Raw genomic sequence first — 21,258 nt, forward strand, 5'->3', positions numbered from 1 at the left:
AAAACCCTCGTGAAGCAACATCGCTCCGATGCGCGACGACCCGGTCGCCCGGTCAGATGCGCTGCATCGGAGCCATTCGGACGAGGAGGCGCTTCTCCGTCTTCCCGAAGGCGACCCGTGCGACGGTGCGTTGTCCCTGGCCTTCCAGGCCGACGACGGTGCCCTCTCCCAGAGTCGCATGCGTGACGCGGTCGCCTACCGCGTATTGGGGGATCGGCGTGTCGCCGGGCTCCGTCTTCGACGCCGCAGGGGTGCCCATGCGGACGACGGGGCGGCTCGCCGCCATGCGTGTGCGGGCTCCGGCGCCGATGACGGGCCCATCGTCATCGCTCCAGGGGTTCCGGCTCTGATACGCCCGGCTCCAAGAGGCGGAACGGGCGTGCATCCGATCGTGAGCCGTCTCGACGCGCCGCACGTCGAGCAGCTGTTCGGGCAGGTCATCGAGGAATCGAGACGGCGGTAGCTCCTGCGGCGTCCCCCAGGCCGAACGCACGGCCGCCCTCGTGAGGTAGAGCCGTTCGCGCGCCCTCGTGATCGCAACATAGGCGAGGCGGCGCTCCTCTTGGAGTTCGTCGGGGTCGTTGAGGCTGCGCTGGTGGGGGAAGGTACCGTCTTCCATGCCGGTGACGAACACGGTCGGGAACTCCAGCCCCTTCGCGGTGTGGACCGTCATAAGGGTGACCTGTCCGGAGCGCTGGTCCTCGGCGGGGACCTGGTCGGAATCGGCGACTAAGGCGATCCTTTCCAGGAAGTCTGCGAGCGAACCTGCGGGGTTCGATGTTTCGAAGTCTTTGGCGACCGAATGCAATTCGGCGAGGTTCTCAACCCGTGAAGCGTCTTGCGGGTCGTCGGATTTGCGCAACTCGGCGAGGTACCCGGTGCGGTCGAGGATTTCTTCGAGGATCTTCGCGACTCCTACCCCGCTCGCATCCCCTGCGCGGACGATGACGAGGAGCCCCCAGAAGTCGGCAATAGCATTCGCTGCACGCGGAGTGAGGCCGAGGACGGTGCGCGTCTCATCGGCTTCGGCATCGTCGTGAGGGGCGACTGCCCATCCGATGCCCTCGCCCTCACCCGCAGGGCGCCCCTGGGCGCGCCACACGTCTGAGATCGCCTGTCCCAGGGAGATGCTGTAGCGGTCTGCGTGAGCGATGAGCGCCTCTTCCGCTTTGGTCCCGATTCCGCGCCTGGGCACGTTGAGGATACGCCGCAGTGCGACCGTGTCATCGGGGTTCGAGACGGCTTGGAGGTAGGCGAGAGCGTCTTTGATCTCTTTGCGCTCGTAGAAGCGGGTACCGCCGACGACGCGGTAGGGGATGCCCTGGCGGACGAGGAGTTCTTCGAGCGCCCGGGATTGCGCGTTCGTCCTGTAGAAGATCGCAATATCGCCCCAGGCGGCGTCCTCGTCGTGGAGTCGGTCGACCTCTGTGACGATGAAGCGCGCCTCATCGTGTTCAGAGTCCGCTGCATCCAGGATGATCTTCGCGCCGTCTCCCGATGCCGTCCACAAGTTCTTCTCCCGCCTGCCCTCGTTGCGGGAGATGACGGCGTTCGCCGCGGACAGGATGTTCTGAGTGGAGCGGTAGTTCTGTTCCAGCACAATGGTGCGCGCCCCTGGGAAGTCGCGCTCGAACTCTTCGATATTGCGGATGGTGGCGCCGCGGAAGGCGTAGATCGACTGGTCGGAGTCGCCGACGACGGTGAGTTCGGCGGGTGCGACCCCATCGCTCCCATCGCCGGCGAGGCGCCGCACGAGGACGTATTGGGCGTGGTTCGTGTCCTGGTACTCGTCGACGAGGATGTGGCGGAAACGCCGGTGATAGTGCTCGGCCACTGCGGGGCGCGATTCGAGGAGTTGCACGGTGCGCATGATGAGATCGTCGAAGTCGAGGGCGTTCGACTGGCTCATGCGACGCGCATACTCGGCGTAGGTGCGGGCCACGATCTTCGACACGGGGTCCTTATGAACCGCGTCCGCGTAGGCCTCAGCGGTGATGAGCTCATTCTTGAGGTCGGAGATCCGCGCGGCAACCATCTTCGGGGTGAAGCGTCTGATATCGACGTTATCCGCTTTGAGGATCATTTGAATAAGGCGCTGGGAATCCTGCGCGTCGTAAATGGTGAAGGAGGATGTCAAGCCCGCCGCCTCGTGTTCTTGGCGCAGGATGCGAACGCACGCCGAGTGGAACGTCGATACCCACATGCGGCGCGTCCGGTCGCCGACCAGCTCGAAGACCCTGTCGCGCATTTCTGCGGCCGCCTTGTTCGTGAAGGTGATCGCGAGGATCTGCCCTGCGCTTGCCCGCTCCGTCGCCAACAGGTGGGCGATCCGATGGGTGAGGACCCGGGTCTTGCCCGAGCCCGCACCAGCCATGATCAGTAGGGGCGAGCCCCCGTGGACGACGGCGGCGCGCTGTTCGTCGTTGAGTCCGCGCAGCAGGGAGTCGGCGTCGGGGCCGCCCTCCCCTCCCCGTGCACCCGAATAGTGGGCGTTTGTCAGCCATGACGGCTCCTCCGCAGGCGGAACCTCGCCATAGGCGTCGATGTCGAGCGTCGGCAGTTGGGGGGATGCGGTGTCCGGATCCCATTCGGGGACATTGCCATCTGCATCCCAGAGGGCGTCAATGGGGCCGAAGTCGGGCAAAGCGGTGAAGTCAGTCATGGCCCCTCAAGCCTAAGCCAGTGCGGCGCCGTCTGCGATGCTCGCCCGTGCGGCCCCGTTGACGTTGTCGTCCCAGGCACTCATCGAATCCTTACTTCTTGCGGTAAAGAGATTTTGTCGCGTAGACGGGCTCGTTCGTCACCTGGATGCCGAGGGAGCGGAAGATCCCCTCGTCGACGGGGCCGAGGATCGTTGACGTGTGCACATCACATCCCCTGAGGGCTCCGATGTGGTCGAGGGCGCGGCGCGCGTGCTCATCGGTCGACGCGGACACGGCGAGGGCGATGAGCACCTCGTCCGTGTGCAGGCGGGGGTTGCGCGACCCCAGGTGGCGGGTCTTGAGGGTCTGGATCGGTTCGATCGCCTGCGGCGAGAGCACGTTGATGGAGTCGTCGATCCCTGCGAGCACTTTGAGCGCATTGAGCAGCATCGCCGAAGAGCAGCCGAGCAGCGCCGAAGTCTTACCCGTCACGATCGTGCCATCGGACAACTCGATCGCAGCCGAGGGGGCCTTCGTCGCCTTCGCGATTCTCAGCGTCGGCGAGACGACGGGCCGGTCCTCGGGCGTGATCCCCAACTTCGTCATGAGCAGTGCGATCCGTTCGGACTGGACGGGTTCGGCGAGTTCCTTCTTCTCCGTGACGAGGGCTTTGTAGTAGCGGCGGATCACCTCTTGTTCGGATGCTCGCCTGCACGCCTCGTCGTCGCAGATCGACAGGCCCGCCATGTTGACGCCCATGTCGGTGGGCGACTGGTAGGGGGATTCGCCGAGGATTTCTGTGAACAGGCGGTCAAGGACGGGGAAGATCTCCACGTCGCGGTTGTAGTTGACGGCCTGGACTCCGTGGGCCGCCAGATGGAAGGGGTCGATCATGTTGACGTCGTCAAGGTCGGCGGTTGCGGCCTCGTAGGCGATATTTACCGGGTGGTCGAGCGGCAGGTTCCAGATCGGGAAGGTCTCCCACTTGGCGTAGCCGGAGCGGATGCCCCGCTTGTGATCGTGGTAGAGCTGAGACAGGCAGGTCGCCATTTTGCCCGAACCGGGGCCGGGCGCGGTTATGACGATGAGGTCACGACTCGTTTCGATGTACTCGTTGCGCCCGTACCCGTGATCGGAGACGATCCGGGCGACGTCATTGGGGTACCCGGGGATTGGGAAGTGCCGGTAGACGCGGATGCCGAGTTTCTCGAAGCGGCGTTTGACGGCCTTCGCCTCGCGGTTGTCGTCGCTCCATTGGGTGATGACGACGCTGCCGACGAAGAGGTCGTAGTCGCGGAATGCGTCGATGTGGCGCAGTACCTCGTCCTCGTAGCTAGTGCCGAGGTCGGCGCGCACTTTGCGGCGCTGGAAGTCGTGGGCGTTGACGGCGACGATGATCTCGACATCGTCTTTGAGCTCGGACAGCATGACGATCTTGTTGTCCGGGGTGAATCCGGGGAGGACCCGGGAGGCGTGCATGTCGTCGATGAGTTTGCCGCCGAACTCCAGGTAGAGCTTCCCGCCGAATTGCGCGCGGCGCTCAGCGATATGCGATGACTGCAGGCGCAGGTACTTGTCACGATCAAACCCGGTACGGTGCATGGTTCCTCCGAATGTCCACGCTCAACGACTCACCGGGGTTTTATCCTATCGCCTCAAGCGTCGGTGCACGCCAGAATCTTGCCTCCGGTCGTCCGCCGATGTGTGATGCTGACGAACGGTGGCCTGTTGTCCGAGTCACCCCGGTGGACCCCGCTGCCCGATTGCGTGCTCCGGGATCAGACGATGTGGCGCTGAACCGCCCATCGTGTCAGTTCATTGCGGTTCGACAATTGCAGCTTGCGCAGCACCGCCGACACGTGTGTCTCTACGGTCTTCACAGAGATGAACAGTTCGTGCCCGACTTCTTTATACGTGTATCCGCGGGCGATGAGGCGCATCACTTCCTGTTCGCGGGCGCTCAACAGGTCGAGTTCGTCGTCGCCGATGGCGACCTGTCCCGTACCGAAGGCGTCGAGGACGAATCCGGCGAGCCGGGGGCTGAATGCCGCATCCCCCGCTGCGACGCGCTGAATCGCCTCAACGAGGTCGGCGGTCGAGATCGACTTGGTGACGTAGCCGCGCGCCCCTGAACGGATGACTTGAACGACGTCTTCAGGAGAGTCGGACACAGACAGGGCCAAGAATCGCAGTCCCTCGATGTCCTGGCAGCGCGCTGAGACCTCGGCGCCACCGCCTCCCCTTCCGCCCGGCAGGTGTACGTCGAGGAGCGCCACATCGGGGCGCAGTTCGTGGCATGCGGCGATCGCGCCGTCCACGTCGGCCGCCTCTCCGAGGATCTCGAGGTCGGCGCCGGAGTTCTCCAGTTCGGCGCGCACTCCGGCGCGCACCATCGGATGGTCGTCGATGACGATGAGTCGGACAGTCATTGTTCTCCTTCTCGAACCGGCTGCGCCGGCGTCTGGGGTGTGGTGGGGAGTCGGAGCGCCACTTCGGTACCCGATTCCCGGCATCGGATCGTGGCGGAACCTCCGACGCGCTCCATTCTGCCGATGATCGAGTCTCTCACTCCATGGCGGTCATCGGGGATGGAGTCGATGTTGAATCCGTTCCCGCTGTCCTTGATGAACGCCTCGATCGCGGTGGGCATCACTTCGATGTAGACGGACACCGGGGAGCTGCCGTGGCGCACCGCATTCGCGACTGCCTCCCCCAGTGCTGCGACGAGCGCAAGTTCGCCGGGGCCGGGTCGCGTGTCGGACACGGTGACGACGTCGATGGGGACCCCGTAGCGGCCCTCTACGACGCCAACGCTCTCCCTTACTGCTTCAGCGAGGGAGTCCGCCGCCTGTTCGCGCCCGGTGTAGAGCCACGAGCGCAACTCCCTCTCCTCGGTGAGGGCGAGGGCGCGCACGCGCGTCGGGTCCTCCGCGGAGGCTCGGATGAGGGTGAGCGTCTGGAGGACGGAGTCGTGCAGGTGCGCTGCAATGTCGGCCCGTTCGGCGTCGCGCACCTGTTGCTCTTGACTGGCGGAGAGATCCTTAGAGGTGCGGATCCACAGGGGGATGAGGGCGAAGAGGACGCCCGCGACGACGGCAGCGCCGATGACCCCTCCGCGCAGGAGGATACGCCCGGGGTCGCCCCTGCCGACGAGCCCGACGATCCCGACGATGACGAGGGCGATCCCGGAGGTCACCATGATGAGGAAGGATGAGCTCTTCCACGTGCTGAGGCGGGTCCCCTGACTCCAGACGAGGCCGATGCCGATGAGCACCGTTCCGGCTGAGACGATGTCGCGAACCTCTGCGACCCCCGCACCTGCGAGGATCGCAGCGCCGACGGCTCCGATCAAGATGATGCTTCCCGCCAGGAGCAATCGATTGCGATTCGCGAGACGGGTCCGGTCCTCCCCGACCGCTTTAAGCGCCGACGCGAGTGTGCCGCTCGGCGCCCCGGAGTTGTAGGTGTCCTTCGGGAGCATGATGGCGAGCCACAGATAGAGCATGATTCCCGCGCCGAAGAAGAACGCGAGGACGACCACGATCCAGCGGATGGCCGTCACAGACACTCCGGAGTGAACCGACAGGCCAGAGCAGACGCCCGCCATCCACGGGGTGGGCATATCTGCCGATGTCGCGGTCGCACGTCGAAGCGGGGGCTTCACGACGGCGGGCTGCGGGGGGATCCACGGGGGTACGGCGCCGGGGCGGTACCCGCGGTTCAGCCGCGGCGGCATCTGTCCATCGTGGAAACTCACCGGATCATCTTCACATGCCGCGTGCAGAATCAGTGTGTTTCATGGGCTCAATCAGGGAATGATCAGGGCTCTCCCCAATTTCGTGACACAGCGTCATCGAGGAGAGTTATTGCTATGAACACGCACTCTCCTCACTCGGACGCCAATGGCCACACGCCTACCGGGCCGACTCCTCCCGGTGGCGGGGCCCCGCCTTCGTCCTCGTATGGAGCATCCCAGTATGCGCACAACGGCGCCCAGGGGGCTCCCCACGTCGGACCTCAGCCCCAGCCCTCCCCGCAGCAGCCGTCCAGACCGCCGGGCTTCTTCAACGCCCTCCGTTACAGCGGCTGGTACCGCGCGGAACGGCGCACCATCGGCGGCGTGTGCTCCGGAGTGTCTGCGCGCACCGGATGGGACTTGACGCTTGTTCGCGGTCTGACCATCATCATGATTCTGCTGTCCCCTCCTCTCATGGCGATCTACGGCCTCGCGTGGGCGTTCCTGCCAGAGCAGCGCGATGGCCGCATCCACGCCGAGCAGCTGATCAGAGGCTACTTCGACGCCGCACAAGTCGGCGCTGGCATTCTCTTCCTCATGGGTGCGACGAGCTACTTCCCCCTGTCGGGCCTGTTCGGCGATTCCAGACTCGGCGGATTGTCCACAATCGCATTCCTCGTCGCACTCGTTGTCATCATCGTGGCGCTCGTCGCCTCCCAGAATCAACATGTTGCACCCCCGTCGTATCCGGCGCCGACCGCCGCTGCGGGCTCCTTCCCCCATTACGCGGCGCCCATGAATGCGTCGATGCCGCCGCAATACGCCACGCCCAACCCTGCTGGTGACTGGCGGACAATGGGAGGACCCGCGCAGGCCGCCCCTCCTCACATCCAGCCCCCGCAGTCCTTCCCCGCGATGCACTACCCGCCGACAGCGCCCGTGTGGACGCCACCGTTGCACGCTCCTATCAAGACCGTGTCGCGGCGCGTCAATCTCGCGGTGACAGGCCTCGTGATCCTCACAATGGCAGTCACCTTCTACCTGATGTACCGCGCCATGTCCCAGTTGGAGAACGTGTACGCCGACAGCTCCGACGCGATCGCCATCGGCCTCATCGGCGGAGGAATATGCCTGCTGATCGTCGGCATCGCCCTCGCGATCGCCTCATTGCACAACCGCAATTCGTCCTGGCTCGTCGTCTTCTCAGTGATCGGCTTCTTCCTCGCCTTCCCAACGATGTTCATCGGATCGCTTCGAACGGAGATCGGAGCCGGGGCGTACACCTCTCCGCCCAACGCTGCGGCATACGACTGGACCGCCGACACTGTGTCCGGTGATGCCAGCAACTATTCGGCGACGATCAATCTGACGGCGGCGCCGAATTCAACCGTCAAAACGATTGATGTCGCCTCGTCAGTAGTCGATCTGTCGATTATTGCACGCCAGGATCAACCGATTCGAATTCTGTGCAACGACGAGATCGACGAGGTCACCACCGTGCGTTCGAATTCCGGTGAACAGGCACCAATCGATTGGGTGATGGCGCTCAAGTCGTGCAGCGAGACGGTCAATGATGAGTCGACTGCGCCGCCATACGCCGTGACGTCGGATTCGTGGAGTGACGAGGGCGGCCTCACGATCCGAATTCACGACTGGCTGATGGGTCTGACATTTGTTGAAATGCCGCCTCTCGACATGCAGCCGTCGCCGCAGTCCGGCGCGGCAACCGATGACTCATCACAATCCGGCACCCCGCAGTCGGGCGGACTCCCTGAGGCGGCATCCGGTTCCGCTTCTTCAGCGACCGTCGCCGGCGAATTCTCGACCGATGTTTTCCGCCATGTAAGGAGTGCATGATGACACGCGACCAGTCCTCCACCGAAGAGCTTCCGACTCCCGAGAACATGACATCGGCTCCGACCATCGAGCAGCCGCCGACGGCTCCCACCACCGAGATCCCGGCTCCCTCGACGTCTGGAGACGATGCCCCCTTTCCTCGCAATGGTGAGTCGCCGTCCTCCGTTGAGAATGATGCGGCGCCTGCGACCGATACTGCCGCTGGCGTGAAGTCCAAGGTGTGGACAGCGGCGGATGCCTCACCCGTCGAGCAACCTACGGATTCCGGTATCCGGATCGGACAGCTGATCTGGGCGTGCATCGTGATCCTCACGGGCGTCTTCCTCATCGCCATGGCATTCCTCAGTCATATCGACTTGCCGCTGCTCCTCATCGGTTTGGTCGCAGTTCTGGGAGTCGCCCTCATCGGCGCCGCATTCTTCGTCGGCAAGGATCCCGTCGAACAGACGTCGCACTGAGCAGACACTCATACAGTCGCACGACGGGGGTGTGGATAGAGAGCTTCCTCTCTATCCACACCCCCGTTGGCACTGTGCGGAATAGTTGCGTTGGCTACTTCTCCGGTTTTCCCCTTAACACCGCCGCATAGGGCTGTTTAGCATGTATTCATCATGGCTATTTCATCGTCACTGTCCACAGTGAAAATCGCAGCGATCGGCGCTGGCGCAGTCATCCTCGTCGTCGCAGGCGGGTCGACTGCATACGCACTGCATTACGGGGATCGGGCTCTGCCCAATACGACGCTCGCCGGTCACAATGTGTCCGGAATGAGCCACGACGAGGTCGTCGCCCTCGTCGCCGACCTCAAGCAGACCCTCACCATCACGGCCGCCGTCGGCAATGACACGACGGTGCTGCCCCTCACCGACCTCGGCGTCACTATCGATGAGAACGCCACCGCAGATGCGGTCCTCACGAAGAGCGAATCGCTCGTCGGTCGTTTCTCCGCCCTCGTGTCCCCGGCTGTAGTTCCCGTCGTCGCTACCCGGAGCGAGGCTGCTGTCGACGCCTATGCGGAACGGCTCGCCGCCATACAGGGACCGGCGCCCAAGTCTGCGACCGTCTCAGCGACCCCCGCGGGCACCTTCGTCGTGACGCCGGGCGAACGGGGCTCCGTGGTCGATCCCACTGCGCTCAAAGACGCCATTACCGAAGCGCTATCAACCCTGAGCTCCCAGAACGTCCAGCTTGACGTTCAGATCGTCGATCCGACGGTGACGACGCAAGAGGCGCAGGCGGTTGCGGATCAGGCGGAGAAGCTCATCGCCCCTCAGGTCGAGTTGACCGATGGCATCGATACTTTCACGGCGAGCATCGCCGAGAAGGCGTCGTGGGTTGTCCTCCCCGAAGAAGCCGACTCAGGTGCTGTGGTCTCGTTCGACGATGAGAAGATCGCCGCATGGGTCAATGCGACTGCTGAGAAGACGAATGTCGCTCCGACGTCAATCATCAACAATGTCAATGCTGCGGGAACCGTTCTCGTCGAGGGCGCCAGGCCCGGTAAGAGCGGCCTATCCGTGAATAACGCCCCCCAGGTCGCCGCGGACTTGACTCGCGCTTTGAACGCGGGAGCCGACTTCTCGTCCAGTTTCAACTATGACACCGTGGAACCGAAGGTCGAGAGCCGCGAGGTGATGGCGGGGTATGAGAACTACGTGTACCCGATGACCGAGGGCGAGAAGTGGATCGACGTTGATCTCACCGGCAATCGGGTCACCCTGTACGAGGGGCAGACCGTCATCGGCGGCCCCTACGCCGTGAACCACGGCTCTCCGGGACACGAGACGGTGACCGGGCTCTACCACATCTATCTGCAATACGAGAAGCAGGATATGGGCTGCACCGAGGGCTGGTCCTACTGTGCGAAGGACGTTCCGTGGGTCTCCTACTTCACGGGCTCCTACGCGCTGCACGGCGCGCCCTGGGTATCCACCTTCGGCAGCGGCTCCGTCAACGGCTCACACGGCTGCGTGAACATGCCCGTTGACGCGGCGTATGCCCTCTACACCTGGGCGCCGATTGGGACTCCCGTCAAGAGCCACTACTGATGGTTGTGTGCACGTTGAGGACGGTCCTGTTGGATCGCCCTCAACGTGCAATACTCTCGCTGTTGTGCGCAGTTTCTTCGTGTGAGTTCCTGCTAGGGCCAGTTGTTAGTGGTGTGGTCTGTGTATACGTTTTCAAGGGTTGGTGTGTAACCATGTGGATGGGTGGAGGCTGTGTGTTGTGTGGGGTGTGGGGGTTATCCACAAGGGGGGTTAGGGTGCGTCTATGACCCCGAACACGCACCCGATGAACGGTCCTTCCAAGGGCGGCACTCCCTGTCGGCAAGCGGCATGGATCTTTGGCCCGGACACTGAGGTCGGTGCCGACGATGTCACTACTGTGAGCCGCCACCCCGCTCCCCCCACGCACGCGAGTTCTGCTCTTCATTTGGACACGCGTACTTTTGTTGGCGCATATCACCGTGCGGTGTTTGATGTGTGTCGTCTTGTGGGTGCGGTTGTACGAGGTGTGCGCGGTAGGACAGGAGGGTGTGGTGTGTTTGGTGGCGTGCGTCGTCTTGTTGGTGGTGTTGTGGCGTTATGTGTGGTGGGGCTGGGTGTGGGGGCGTGTGGGTCTTCTGGTGGGACTGAGGCCGCTTCCGGCGTGCAGTCTGGTGTGGAGCGTCAGATGTCGGGGGAGTACATTCTCAACCCTGATGGGACGTTGTCGAAGATACCCGTCCACGTGCACGAGCCGCAGCTTCAGTCCAATGCGTATACGTATTCGGCTTTTGGTGCAGAACAAGCCGCGAAGCATTACCTGGCGCTCATGGACTACGCGTGGGAGACCGGAGACACCACCTCCATTCGAGCGTTCGTCAACGCCGATACCTGCGCCGGGTGCATGGACCTCATTGAGCGGGCCGAGAACTTGTACGCTTCGGGTGGATGGTCACATCACGGGAAGTACACGGTTGTTGAGGTTCACGAGACCATTGATTTGTCTGATCGGGTAGGCATTCCGAATTCTTTCGCAGTGAGATTCCTCGTCCGCAACGAAGCGGCACAGACCTATCGGGATGGGGTCCTCACTGACCATCCTGAGTCGCTCGCGCTCGTTGATTTGTTGATGCATTGGGATGGAGAAAAGTGGTACGTGTATGAACAGGAGGCGAATGAGTATGAGGGGTAGACGTTTCGTCGCAGTAGTTGCGCTCACACTGGTTGCAACGGTGTTCTCATCCCCGACCGCAGTGGCCGATTCGATCGATACCAAAGCCATTCAGCATTCAACTGATGGTGACACGGTCACTGTTGGTGCGGAGCGGCAGGCGGAGCAGGATTCTGGGGCGTCTGTTGATTCGTCTGTGGTTGAGTCGGGTGAGGTGCGTGTGGGGGTGGCTCCTGAGGTGGAGCGGAGGTTGTCGTGTTGGCAGAAGCGGGATGCGGGGAATTTGGATCTGGAGGATCCTACGTGCAAGAACGTGACGTGGACTGCGGGGGCGAATGGGGTTCCTGACGATAACCACGATCAGAGGATTCGCTTGCCTGTGCCCACCACTGATGAGGAGCCTGTTGACAGTGTTCCTGACGCTCGCGTGCTGTTGGAGTATGCGGTCGCCCGCGTGCAGGCTAGTGGCGCTGGCTTGGTGAAGCAGCCCACGTGGGACACGCTCATCGATGTGCCCACCCTGGTGTATGTCACTGCCCCGACGCAGACGCTGACCACCACCTTGTTCGGCGCACAGGTGACCCTCACCTTGGAGGCGACACGGTTCTCCTATGACTTCGGGGACGGGACTGCGCCGGTGGTGACCACAGACCCGGGTGCCCCGTATCCGGCCACGCGCGTGTATCACGTGTATCAGCGTAAGCAGCCGGATGTGGTGATCACGCTGACAACGACATGGCGGGGGAGTGTGACCAGTCCTTTTGACGGATCGACAGCCTCTTTGAATGGTGTGGTGACGACGGTAGAGTCCACACAGCCATTTAAGGTGTGTAAGGCGCATATTTACACGGTTCCTCTCCCAGAAGAACGCACCCGCGAAGAACAAGCCCACCTCGATGAGTTCGAGCGCCGCTCCACACAAGAATGCCACCTCTGGAACACCACCCCCACCCACTAAACACACACAACACAACAACAACCACACGAGGGTAACAGCCGCGCACGATCCAGTGGAGAGTCGGTGAGTGGGATCGAACAGTAGCAGTGACAAGTACCGAGGGCATCAGACTCCAGTCGCCCCTATCAACCGCTCAGCGTCCTGCGCCGGAATGCCCGACGGCTGTCGCGCAGACCGGCTCTCAGGCGCCCGTCACATCATCGGGGGCTGAATCCTCGTAACGTGCGAGTTCCTCCTCGATGATCGATTCATCGAGCTTCGTGAACACCGGCGTGGGCTTCACGATGGGAGTGCCCACCGTGATCGGATGACGTTCCCACGTCGGCGCGCTCGTGTAATCGCCCGTGATGATCGGATAGCCCGTTCGGCCATCGAAGGCCTCCGGAAGGACCTGGGGGTCGAGCTCCTCGACCTCTTCAATCCTCGGCATCGGCGCGATCCCGCCGTCGCCTCCCATCACGCGGTCCACATCATTGGCAGCGTGGGGCAGGAAGGGGGACAGCATGAGATTGAGGTCGGCGACCGCCTGGGCGAGTACCCACAGCACCGTCGCCAGGCGCTCCTGCTGTTCAGGCGCTTTGAGCTTGAAGGGCTCGGTCTCAGTGACGTACTTATTCGCCTCGGCGACCAGCCTCATCGCCTCCGCGAGCGCAGCCTTCTGCCGGTGGTGGCGGATGAGATCTCCGACGATGTCAAAACCTGCTGCGACCTCGTCGAGAAGGGCACGGTCAATGTCCTCGAGTTCAGCGGGAGCCGGGATCTCGCCGAACCTCTTCGCGATCATCGACGCGGTGCGATTGACGAGGTTGCCCCACCCGGCGACGAGTTCACCATTGGTACGTCGCACGAACTCCGCCCATGTGAAGTCCGCATCGGAGGTCTCGGGTCCGGCGGCTGAAATGAAGTAGCGAAGCGCGTCCGCCTGGTAGCGCGACAGCATGTCGCGCACGTAGATGACGATGCCATGGGACGAGGAGAACTTCTTGCCCTCCATGGTGAGGAACTCGCTGGAGACGACCTCCGTCGGCAGATTCAACACTCCGAGGTCGCCCGGAGCGCCGCCCGCCGTCCCTTGACCGTTGTAGCCGAGCACCTCGGCGGGCCAGATCTGCGAGTGGAAGACGATATTGTCCTTGCCCATGAAGTAGTAGGACAGCGCTTCGGGGTCGTTCCACCACTTGCGCCAGGCTTCGGGGTCTCCGGTGCGCCGCGCCCATTCGATGGAGGCCGACAGGTATCCGATGACGGCATCGAACCACACGTAGAGACGCTTGCCAGGCTGGTCCTCCCACCCGGGGACGGGGATCCCCCAGTCGATGTCACGAGTCATGGCCCGCGGGCGGATGTCTTCAAGGAAGTTCTTGGAGAACTTGATGACATTGGGGCGCCAGGTGCCCGAGGACTCCCGATCATCCAGCCACGCCGACAGCGCACCGGCGAGGGCGGGAAGGTCGAGAAAGTAGTGGGTGGATTCGATGAATTGCGGCGCCTCGCCGTTGATCCGAGAATGCGGATCAACGAGGTCGGTCGGGTCGAGCTGATTACCGCAGGCGTCGCACTGGTCGCCGCGGGCACCCGGGGTCGAGCAGATCGGACACGTGCCCTCGATGTAGCGATCGGGCAGGGTTCGCCCGGTCGAGGGCGAGATCGCCGACCTCGTGACCTGCTCGATCATGTAGCCGTTGTCCCGAACGGTGCGGAACATATCCTGAACGACCGCGTAGTGGTTGCCGGCGGTCGTCCTCGTGAACAGGTCATAGGACAGACCGAGCGCGACGAGATCCTCGACGATGAGCCGATTGTTGCGGTCTGCGAGTTCGCGCGCGGCAACGCCCTCGGAGTCTGCGGCCACAAGGATCGGAGTGCCGTGTTCGTCCGTGCCGGACACCATGAGGACGTCGTGGCCCGCCATTCGCATGTAACGGGAGAAGACATCGGAGGGGACTCCGAAACCTGCGACGTGACCGATATGGCGGGGGCCGTTGGCGTAGGGCCAGGCGACGGCGGAAAGAATACGACTCATAAGGGATAGTCTAGTAGCAGCCCGGTCGTGTCATTGACGAGGGCGCGGCCCTCCACGAGCCTTCTTATTCGTCAAGGTGGTCACCGTGACGCCTGCGGCGATTCCGGCGACGATGACGATGATGGCCTCGGGCAGTGTGTGCTTTTCCATGGGTTCTTCTCTTTCCTGTCGACAGTGCCCACGCGCTTCAGCTATCACGCAATCGCCCGTTCTCCAGCGCTCGGTCGGCCACATGTCGGGATGGGGTCGACAGATAGGGTTGTAGTAGTGACCCTGAAGAGGTCAATACCATTGAGGAGGTACCATGTCCCGCGCTTTGATCGTCGTCGATGTTCAGCCCACGTTCTGCGAGGGCGGAGCACTGCCCGTGAAAGGCGGCAACGCCTGCGCCGAGCGCATCGCTCGCTTCGTCGCCGAACGCAGGGGCGACTACGTCCTCGTCGCTACAACGCAGGACTGGCACATCGAGCCGGGCGAGCACTTCTCCCCCGCACCCGACTACGTCGACACCTGGCCGCCGCACGGCATGGCGGGCACGCCCGAAGCGAATCTACACCCGGCTCTCTCCGACATTGATGCGGATGTGTCGATCAAGAAGGGCCAATATTCGGCCGCCTACTCGGGTTTCGAGGGCGAGGCGGCCGATGGGCGCACACTCGCCGAACACCTACGCGACGCGGGCATCACCGAGGTCGACGTCATCGGCCTCGCCCAGTCGCACTGCGTGTGCGAAACGGCCCTCGACGCGAAGGACCGGGGATTCACCGTCCGCGTCCTCTCAGATCTCACCGAGCCCGTGTCCCCCGAAACCGGCGAAGTCGCTTCCTCCCGGCTCGCTGAGGCGGGCATCCCGGAGGTCCCCTCGCACTGAGCCGCCTATGCGTTGACCTTGCGGCGCAGCGCCGCCTTATACAGCTCGTTCTTGCGTAGCCCGGTCGCCTCAGCGACTTCGGAGGCTGCGTCTTTGAGGCGCATCCCCTCGGCTGCGAGGGCGAGCACGGCGTCCACATGGTCGTCGGCGCTCCCCCAGTCCCGCGCTCCTGCGACGACGATCGTGATTTCTCCGAGGACTTCTCCCATTGTCTGCTCGACGAGGGAATCGAGGTCGCCACGGAGGATCTCCTCGTGGATCTTCGTCAACTCCCGGCACACGACTGCCTGACGCGAACCGCCGAATGCCTGCGCCATGCGCATGAGGGTCTCGTGGAGCCGTTTGGGGGATTCGAAGAAGATGAGGGTGTGTGGATCTGTTGCGAGGTCTGCGAGGTAGGCGCGGGCCTCCCCCTCTTTGCGGGGGAGGAAGCCTTCGAAGCTGAAGCGATCGGAGGGGAGGCCGGATACGGCGAGGGCGGTGATGGGCGCCGATGGGCCGGGCAGGACGGAGACGGGGACGCCGCCTTCTACTGCGGCACGCACGACCCGAAAACCCGGGTCTGACACCGTCGGCATTCCCGCATCGGATACGAGCAGCACCCGAGATCCTCGGGCGGCGAGGTCGACGAGCCCCTGCGCGCGACCCGTCTCATTGTGATCGTGCAGGGAGAGGATCCGGGCGTAGATGTGCACGCCGAGCCGTTTCGCGAGGGCGATCAGGCGCCTCGTGTCCTCTGCGGCGATGATGTCGGCCTCGCCGAGCGCCGCTACGAATCTAGGGGAGGCATCTGTGACCTCACCAATGGGGGTCGCCGCGAGCATGATCGAAGCGGCTTTCAGCACGGGGGTGTTCGTCGTCACCGCTTCATCGTCTCACCCGCTGCGCATCGCTTCAACGGGCTCTCAAGCGCGCGTGCCCACAATCCGCTCGATACTCATGCAAGCGACGAAGAAGACTCCCGCGATAACGGCGACGCATCCTCCGGCCGACAGGTCCGCCCACACGGCGAGAGCGAGTCCGCCCAACCCGATGGCGATTCCCGCGATGGGCGCTGCGATGGCATAAGTGCGAAGTGATGGCGCGATCCCCTTGAGTCCCGCCGCGGGGGCGGCGATCAGCGCGATCGATAGGACGGTCCCGACCGCGGGGATCACGACGACAACAGTGAGGACGATGCTTCCGAGGATCATCGCATCGATTCTGGCGCGCATGCGGGCGGGGATCGTATAGGGGTCGAAGCAGTATCCCATGACGGATCGCCCTCGTGTCCAGGCGAGAACACCCACCAGTGCCAGGCACGCCGCGGCTGCGGCGACATCGACGCCGGTCACCGTCAGCACGCTTCCGGTCAGGAAAGCTCCGACGTGCAGGGGAAGCGGTTGGAACCACGTCGCCAGGAAGTAGCCGAGCGCGAATCCGAGGGTGAGGACGATGCCCGCGGCCGCCTGGGAGGAGATCCCGTGCAGGCCCGCGAGGAAGCGCATGAGGTGGGCGAGGGGGACGCACATGAGGAGCGCACCGACGAAGAGGGCGAGGGACAGCTGCCCGTGGTTCGCGCCGAGACCCGACGCGATGACGACGCCGAGTACCGCTCCCGGGAATGTCCCGTGGGCGACGGATTCTGCGAAGAAGACCCGTCTGTTGAGGACGGCGATGACTCCGACTATGCCCGCGAGCGCCCCAACGAGAACGACCTCAAGGATCGGGAGGGCGAGGATGCTCCATACGCTCATGGCCGCACCGCCGTCGCTTCACGAGGACTGTGCGGGAGTCGGATACCCGTCCAGCGCTCTGCGATTCGCGCGATGACGACGCTTATCGCGAATACTGCGATGATGGAGAGGGCGACGGCTGCCTGCGGGGACACCGGACGGGGGCTCGGCGCATTCATCCACTCCATGCCGGCCCACCCTCCGACGAGGGCGACCAGCGTCGCGATGATCACCATATGCGTCGTCCTCACGCTGAGGAGACGCGCCGCAGCCCCCGGGACGACGAGGTATCCGATGACGAGGAGTACCCCGACGGCGCTCGAGGCGGAGACGACGACCGCTCCGACGGCTGCGTTGATGACGATGTCGACGATCGTGGTATTAATGCCGACGGCTCGTGCCCCGTCACGGTCGTGGGCGACGAAGACCTGCTCCTTCCATGTCGCCCATATGAGGACGAGAGCGATGGTGCAGACTGCGAGGGCTTGGAGGAGTCGTGCATTCGTCACTTCGAGGAGCCTACCGAACATGAGGGCTTCGAGTTGGCCCGACATGTCCCCCTTCTTCAAGGAGATGATGATTCCGAGCGAGAAGAAGGAGGTGAGGATGACGGCGGTGCCGCCCTCCATGATCGACGCGCGCCGAGACGCCCATGTGAGGGCGATTGTGACGAGCACAGCGACGAGGGCGGCTCCGGGGATGATCGCATCGGATCCTCCCACGATCGCGCCGACGACGATGCCGGGGAACACCGAGTGCACCATGGTTTCGGCGTTGAACTCGAGACGGCGCAGATTCACGATTGTCGCCACGGGGCCGACGACGAGGGCGAGAACGGTGAGCAGGACGAAGGGGCGGAACATATAGGGTGCGACGGTCACCGTGTGGAATCCCGGGACGGGCGCGAGCAGGAGCCGCAGCGACTCGATGATGTCGGCGAATGCGTCGATCATCATGCGCCCCTGGACATGACCCGGTCTGTGGGGGTCTGCGCGTCGATGAGCGCGTCGGATCCCGCGCCATATGCTCGTGCGAGGCATTCCGGCGTGAGGACCTCGTCAAGGGGGCCGAATGCGACTTGGCGACCCGACAGGAGCAGCGCCTTGTCGCAGGTGAGTCGGGCGAGACCGAGGTCGTGCGTTGAAACGACGACGGCGACGCCCTGTTTCTTCATCGACATGATGATGTTGATGAGAGCATCCCTATTCGGCTGGTCCAAGCCGTTGAAGGGCTCGTCGAGGAGGACGAGCTGCGGCTGCGCGACGAGTGCCCTCGCCAGGAGGATTCGTTGGCGCTGTCCTCCGGAGAGGCGGCCGAAGCGCGTTTGAGCCCGATCGCTCATCCCGACGCGCTCGAGTGCGGCGTTCACCCGTAGTCTGTGCTCCTTCGTCGGTCTGTGAAGCCAGCCCAGTTCACCATAGAGCCCCATGGTGACGACTTCGACTGCGGTAACGGGGAACTCGAGGTCGAGGTCCGTTGATTGGGGGACGTGCCCGATCACCGCGGCATCCACGTCGACGCTTCCGTCGAGCACTCTGACATCGGAGAGGATCGAGCGGATCACAGTGGTCTTGCCCGAGCCGTTCGGACCGACGAGGGCGAGCGCCTCACCGGCGTCGAGGACTCCCGACAGACCCGTGACGACGGGCATGCGCGAGTAACCCAAACTGGCTGCATCGAAGCGAAGGATCGGACTCATGGGGGCTGCTTTCAGATCGGGGCGACGCTGAGCATCCGCTCAGCCGAGTGAGACGGGAAGGGGAGCGAGCTCACCGCCCCATGCGTTCACGAGAGTCGTGACATTGTGGATGATAGAGCCGACGTATGTCGCCCCTTCAGATCCTTCGGGGCCCAGGGAGTCGCCGTAGAGGGCGTCGTCGCCGATGATGGCCGTGACGCCGGCAGCTTTGGCGATGGCTTCGATGGACTTGGAGTTATTGGAGTTCTCAGCGAAGAGCGCTGTCGCTCCGCTCTTCTTCACCTGCTCGGCGGCGCGGGCGATGTGCGCCGCTGTGGCGTCCTGCTGCTCATTGAAATCCGACAGGGCTGCACCGATGAAGTCGATGTCATAGCTCGCGGAGAAATAGCCAAAGGCGTCGTGCGAGGTGAAGAGCACTCGGTGCTCACGGGGAACGGAGTCAAGGGATTGCGCCGCCCATCGGTCGAGATCCGCCAGTCTCTGCTGATACTGCTCGATGCGAGCCTCGAAGAGGTCGGCATTGTCAGGGGAGGCTTTTCTCAGTGCGTCCCCGACATTGCCGACCTGGATGGCGACATTCTTGGGGCTGGTCCATACGTGGGGGTCGAAGCGGAATTCGGCTTCGGTTTCGCCCTCGTCCGGGGGGAAGGGCCAGGGCGCGATATCGACCTTGTGCGCCCCCCGGTCCACGGTGTAGGGGAGGCTCTTCTCCTTGGTGAGCTCGGCCTCGAGGTCATCGACGTCGGCGCTGGAGAGGACTCCCGTGGTGACGGCCATGGTTCCATGGAATCCGGATGCCTCGACGGCGTCGTCGAGGAAGTGCTCGAGGTCGACTCCGTTGACGAACATGATGTCCGCTTCGGCGAGCGCCTTCGTCTGGGCGGGAGTCATCTCATGTTCATGTGCGCTCGCGTTGGGGGCGAGGAGGCACGTGAGATTGATTGTGGCCCGCGCGACCGATGGTTCGGCTCCTGCACGTGTGCGGGTGCCGTCGGGCGCAGTCTTGACAAGGGAGAGCGTCGCATCGGCAGACGTGTCGGTCGCGATTTGCGTGACATAGTCGCAGATCTGGGTCGTCGTCGCCACGACTGATACCGTCGCATCGCCGGTCTGCGACTCGGGCCCATTCCCTGCTCCGCCGCATCCTGCGAGGAGGATCCCGGCAATGGCGACTGTTCCCACCATGGGGATGAAGGCGGATGATGTGTTGAGAAGGCGCGTTCTCATGACTCTCACTCTTTCGCGGATGTTTTCGACTACCCGAAACTATAGAGCATGTGAGAGTAGTTTTCATCTGAGATTTCGGTAACCCGAATTCTTCGGTATCAGATACAACGAAGCGGACGGGGATTATGAGCATTCCCCGCCCGCTTCGTCGAGACCGAGCCGACTATGAGCGCAGAGGGGCCAGGGCCTCCGTGCGGGCGACAATGGTCTCAACCATTGCAGGAACCTCGCCGTCGTGGTAATCGGCGGGCTTGAATACGGACATGTTCTCGAAATCGGTGACCATCGACAAAGCCACCTGCGGATTGACCGTTGCCGCTTCGAAGTTGGCGAGGATCTGGCGCAGATGCTCGACCGGGCGGAGGCCACCGGTGAAGGAGTAGGACACGAAGCCGACACCCTTGTGGGCCAGGGTCTTCGGCTCGAGGAAATCGATCGCATTCTTGAGGGCACCAGGGATCGAGTGGTTGTACTCGGGCGTCACGATGATATAGGCGTCGAAGCCCGCCATCGCTTCATTGAATGCGGCTCCCTGGCGATCGGTGGGCGCAGCCATTGCGGTCGGAAGGGGCTCAGCGAACAGCGGGAGGTTGAACGCGGCAATATCGACGAGTTCCGCCTCAACTCCCTCAACGGTATCGGCCTTAGCGACAACCCATTCGGCAACACCGACACCAGCGCGGTTGGGGCGAACGGTTCCCAGAACGACGGCAAGACGAGTCATAGCAGCTCTCCTCAGCAATTATTGAATCGTTAACAAGTCTAGGACTGTTGACCTATATGAACAACAGGTGCGACTGTCGCATCGAGCACATGTCATAACGGTGCCGCCAACGGCTTGGGCCCCATGCCGAGTGGCATGGGGCCCAAGCTTCCGGTCAACGGTTGTTGTAGCTGGTTCTATTCGCCGATCTTGTCGTCGAGGACATTGCGTGCGGCGTCGATCTTGTCATCGAGCTTTCCGCCAGTGACCTTTTTCGCGGCATTTGCTGCGGCGTCGAGAACGGCATCCGTCGTCGCTTCATCTGTGATGAGTTCTTCAGCCTTTTCAACGAGTCCTTCTGCTGTGATTTTCATGTCATTGAGATCCATAGTCATCCCTCTCGGTGCACCTCGGTGTGAACAGTTATAGAGCTGTAGTTGCTGTAGGCGGGTTTGGGTATTCGCGGGCATCGGCATCTACGCTGAAGCTGCGAGGACACATGACGATGTTGCTGCGACGCCGGGGCATGTACCAGTGGGCTGCCCCCTGTGTGAGGTCCGATCGTTTTCGGAGATGGGGTCCGGATATCTTGCGAATGTCTATATGTGTGGGTGTTGTATTTTTTTTTCCTCTTATACACAACTTCCAGCCCACGCGAATCCTGAGTATTT

The 21,258-nt window shown here is 63.1% G+C and carries 18 protein-coding genes; 6 read left to right on the plus strand and 12 right to left on the minus strand.

The window, feature by feature from the left end:
- Positions 1–52 precede the first annotated feature (52 nt).
- The 4 genes from BQ7471_RS01085 to BQ7471_RS01100 all read right to left on the minus strand — a co-directional run bounded on the left by BQ7471_RS01085 (position 53) and on the right by BQ7471_RS01100 (position 6,264).
- Positions 53–2,662 carry a UvrD-helicase domain-containing protein gene (locus tag BQ7471_RS01085; protein WP_076463540.1) on the minus strand — a complete coding sequence of 870 codons (2,610 nt, stop codon included), beginning with the start codon at positions 2,660–2,662 and terminating at the stop codon, positions 53–55.
- Positions 2,663–2,753: 91 nt separating this feature from the next.
- Entirely contained in the window at positions 2,754–4,244 is a 1,491-nt protein-coding gene (locus BQ7471_RS01090) for a DUF1846 domain-containing protein (protein WP_076463542.1), read from the minus strand.
- A 176-nt stretch (positions 4,245–4,420) separates the two neighbouring features.
- A complete protein-coding gene (locus BQ7471_RS01095; RefSeq protein WP_076463543.1) occupies positions 4,421–5,071 on the minus strand; it encodes a LuxR C-terminal-related transcriptional regulator in 651 nt (216 codons plus the stop codon).
- Positions 5,068–6,264: an ATP-binding protein gene (locus BQ7471_RS01100; RefSeq protein ID WP_076463601.1), complete on the minus strand. Its 1,197-nt coding sequence runs from the start codon at positions 6,262–6,264 to the stop codon at positions 5,068–5,070. Before BQ7471_RS01100 ends, BQ7471_RS01095 begins: the two co-directional genes overlap by 4 nt.
- Before the next feature lie 249 nt (positions 6,265–6,513).
- On the opposite strand from BQ7471_RS01100, the gene BQ7471_RS01105 reads away from it, so the two are divergent.
- The 5 genes from BQ7471_RS01105 to BQ7471_RS01125 all read left to right on the plus strand — a co-directional run bounded on the left by BQ7471_RS01105 (position 6,514) and on the right by BQ7471_RS01125 (position 12,349).
- Complete coding sequence (locus tag BQ7471_RS01105; RefSeq protein ID WP_076463545.1) at positions 6,514–8,235, plus strand: PspC domain-containing protein; 1,722 nt, start codon at positions 6,514–6,516, stop codon at positions 8,233–8,235.
- Positions 8,232–8,693 carry a hypothetical protein gene (locus BQ7471_RS01110; RefSeq protein ID WP_129583298.1) on the plus strand — a complete coding sequence of 154 codons (462 nt, stop codon included), beginning with the start codon at positions 8,232–8,234 and terminating at the stop codon, positions 8,691–8,693. Before BQ7471_RS01105 ends, BQ7471_RS01110 begins: the two co-directional genes overlap by 4 nt.
- A gap of 153 nt (positions 8,694–8,846) precedes the next feature.
- On the plus strand, positions 8,847–10,283 hold the full coding sequence (locus BQ7471_RS01115) for a L,D-transpeptidase family protein (RefSeq protein WP_076463548.1): 1,437 nt from the start codon (positions 8,847–8,849) through the stop codon (positions 10,281–10,283).
- A 625-nt stretch (positions 10,284–10,908) separates the two neighbouring features.
- The gene (locus BQ7471_RS01120; protein WP_076463549.1) at positions 10,909–11,412 is read left to right on the plus strand and encodes a DUF6318 family protein; all 504 of its coding nucleotides are present in this window, start codon (positions 10,909–10,911) and stop codon (positions 11,410–11,412) included.
- Positions 11,402–12,349: a hypothetical protein gene (locus BQ7471_RS01125; protein WP_076463551.1), complete on the plus strand. Its 948-nt coding sequence runs from the start codon at positions 11,402–11,404 to the stop codon at positions 12,347–12,349. Before BQ7471_RS01120 ends, BQ7471_RS01125 begins: the two co-directional genes overlap by 11 nt.
- A gap of 181 nt (positions 12,350–12,530) precedes the next feature.
- Here the strand turns inward: BQ7471_RS01125 and metG are convergent, their stop codons facing one another.
- Complete coding sequence (metG, locus tag BQ7471_RS01130; RefSeq protein WP_076463552.1) at positions 12,531–14,372, minus strand: methionine--tRNA ligase; 1,842 nt, start codon at positions 14,370–14,372, stop codon at positions 12,531–12,533.
- Positions 14,373–14,676: 304 nt separating this feature from the next.
- Between metG and BQ7471_RS01135 the strand changes: the two genes are divergently transcribed.
- Entirely contained in the window at positions 14,677–15,243 is a 567-nt protein-coding gene (locus BQ7471_RS01135; protein WP_076463554.1) for an isochorismatase family protein, read from the plus strand.
- Between the two features lie 5 nt (positions 15,244–15,248).
- On the opposite strand, the gene rsmI is transcribed toward BQ7471_RS01135, so the two are convergent.
- The 7 genes from rsmI to BQ7471_RS01170 form a co-directional block, all read right to left on the minus strand.
- Entirely contained in the window at positions 15,249–16,067 is an 819-nt protein-coding gene (gene rsmI, locus BQ7471_RS01140) for a 16S rRNA (cytidine(1402)-2'-O)-methyltransferase (RefSeq protein ID WP_076463602.1), read from the minus strand.
- 81 nt (positions 16,068–16,148) lie between these two features.
- On the minus strand, positions 16,149–16,979 hold the full coding sequence (locus tag BQ7471_RS01145) for a metal ABC transporter permease (RefSeq protein WP_076463555.1): 831 nt from the start codon (positions 16,977–16,979) through the stop codon (positions 16,149–16,151).
- The gene (locus BQ7471_RS01150) at positions 16,976–17,914 is read right to left on the minus strand and encodes a metal ABC transporter permease (RefSeq protein WP_235821194.1); all 939 of its coding nucleotides are present in this window, start codon (positions 17,912–17,914) and stop codon (positions 16,976–16,978) included. The genes BQ7471_RS01145 and BQ7471_RS01150 overlap by 4 nt, the downstream gene beginning before the upstream one ends.
- Positions 17,911–18,657 carry a metal ABC transporter ATP-binding protein gene (locus BQ7471_RS01155; protein ID WP_076463557.1) on the minus strand — a complete coding sequence of 249 codons (747 nt, stop codon included), beginning with the start codon at positions 18,655–18,657 and terminating at the stop codon, positions 17,911–17,913. Before BQ7471_RS01155 ends, BQ7471_RS01150 begins: the two co-directional genes overlap by 4 nt.
- A gap of 39 nt (positions 18,658–18,696) precedes the next feature.
- On the minus strand, positions 18,697–19,884 hold the full coding sequence (locus BQ7471_RS01160; protein WP_083663173.1) for a metal ABC transporter substrate-binding protein: 1,188 nt from the start codon (positions 19,882–19,884) through the stop codon (positions 18,697–18,699).
- Positions 19,885–20,047: 163 nt separating this feature from the next.
- The gene (locus tag BQ7471_RS01165) at positions 20,048–20,608 is read right to left on the minus strand and encodes an NADPH-dependent FMN reductase (RefSeq protein WP_076463558.1); all 561 of its coding nucleotides are present in this window, start codon (positions 20,606–20,608) and stop codon (positions 20,048–20,050) included.
- 176 nt (positions 20,609–20,784) lie between these two features.
- Entirely contained in the window at positions 20,785–20,961 is a 177-nt protein-coding gene (locus BQ7471_RS01170; RefSeq protein WP_235821195.1) for an Rv0909 family putative TA system antitoxin, read from the minus strand.
- Between the last annotated feature and the right edge of the window lie 297 nt (positions 20,962–21,258).

The sequence above is a fragment of the Actinomyces mediterranea genome (assembly GCF_900155595.1).
Lineage (GTDB): Bacteria > Actinomycetota > Actinomycetes > Actinomycetales > Actinomycetaceae > Pauljensenia > Pauljensenia mediterranea.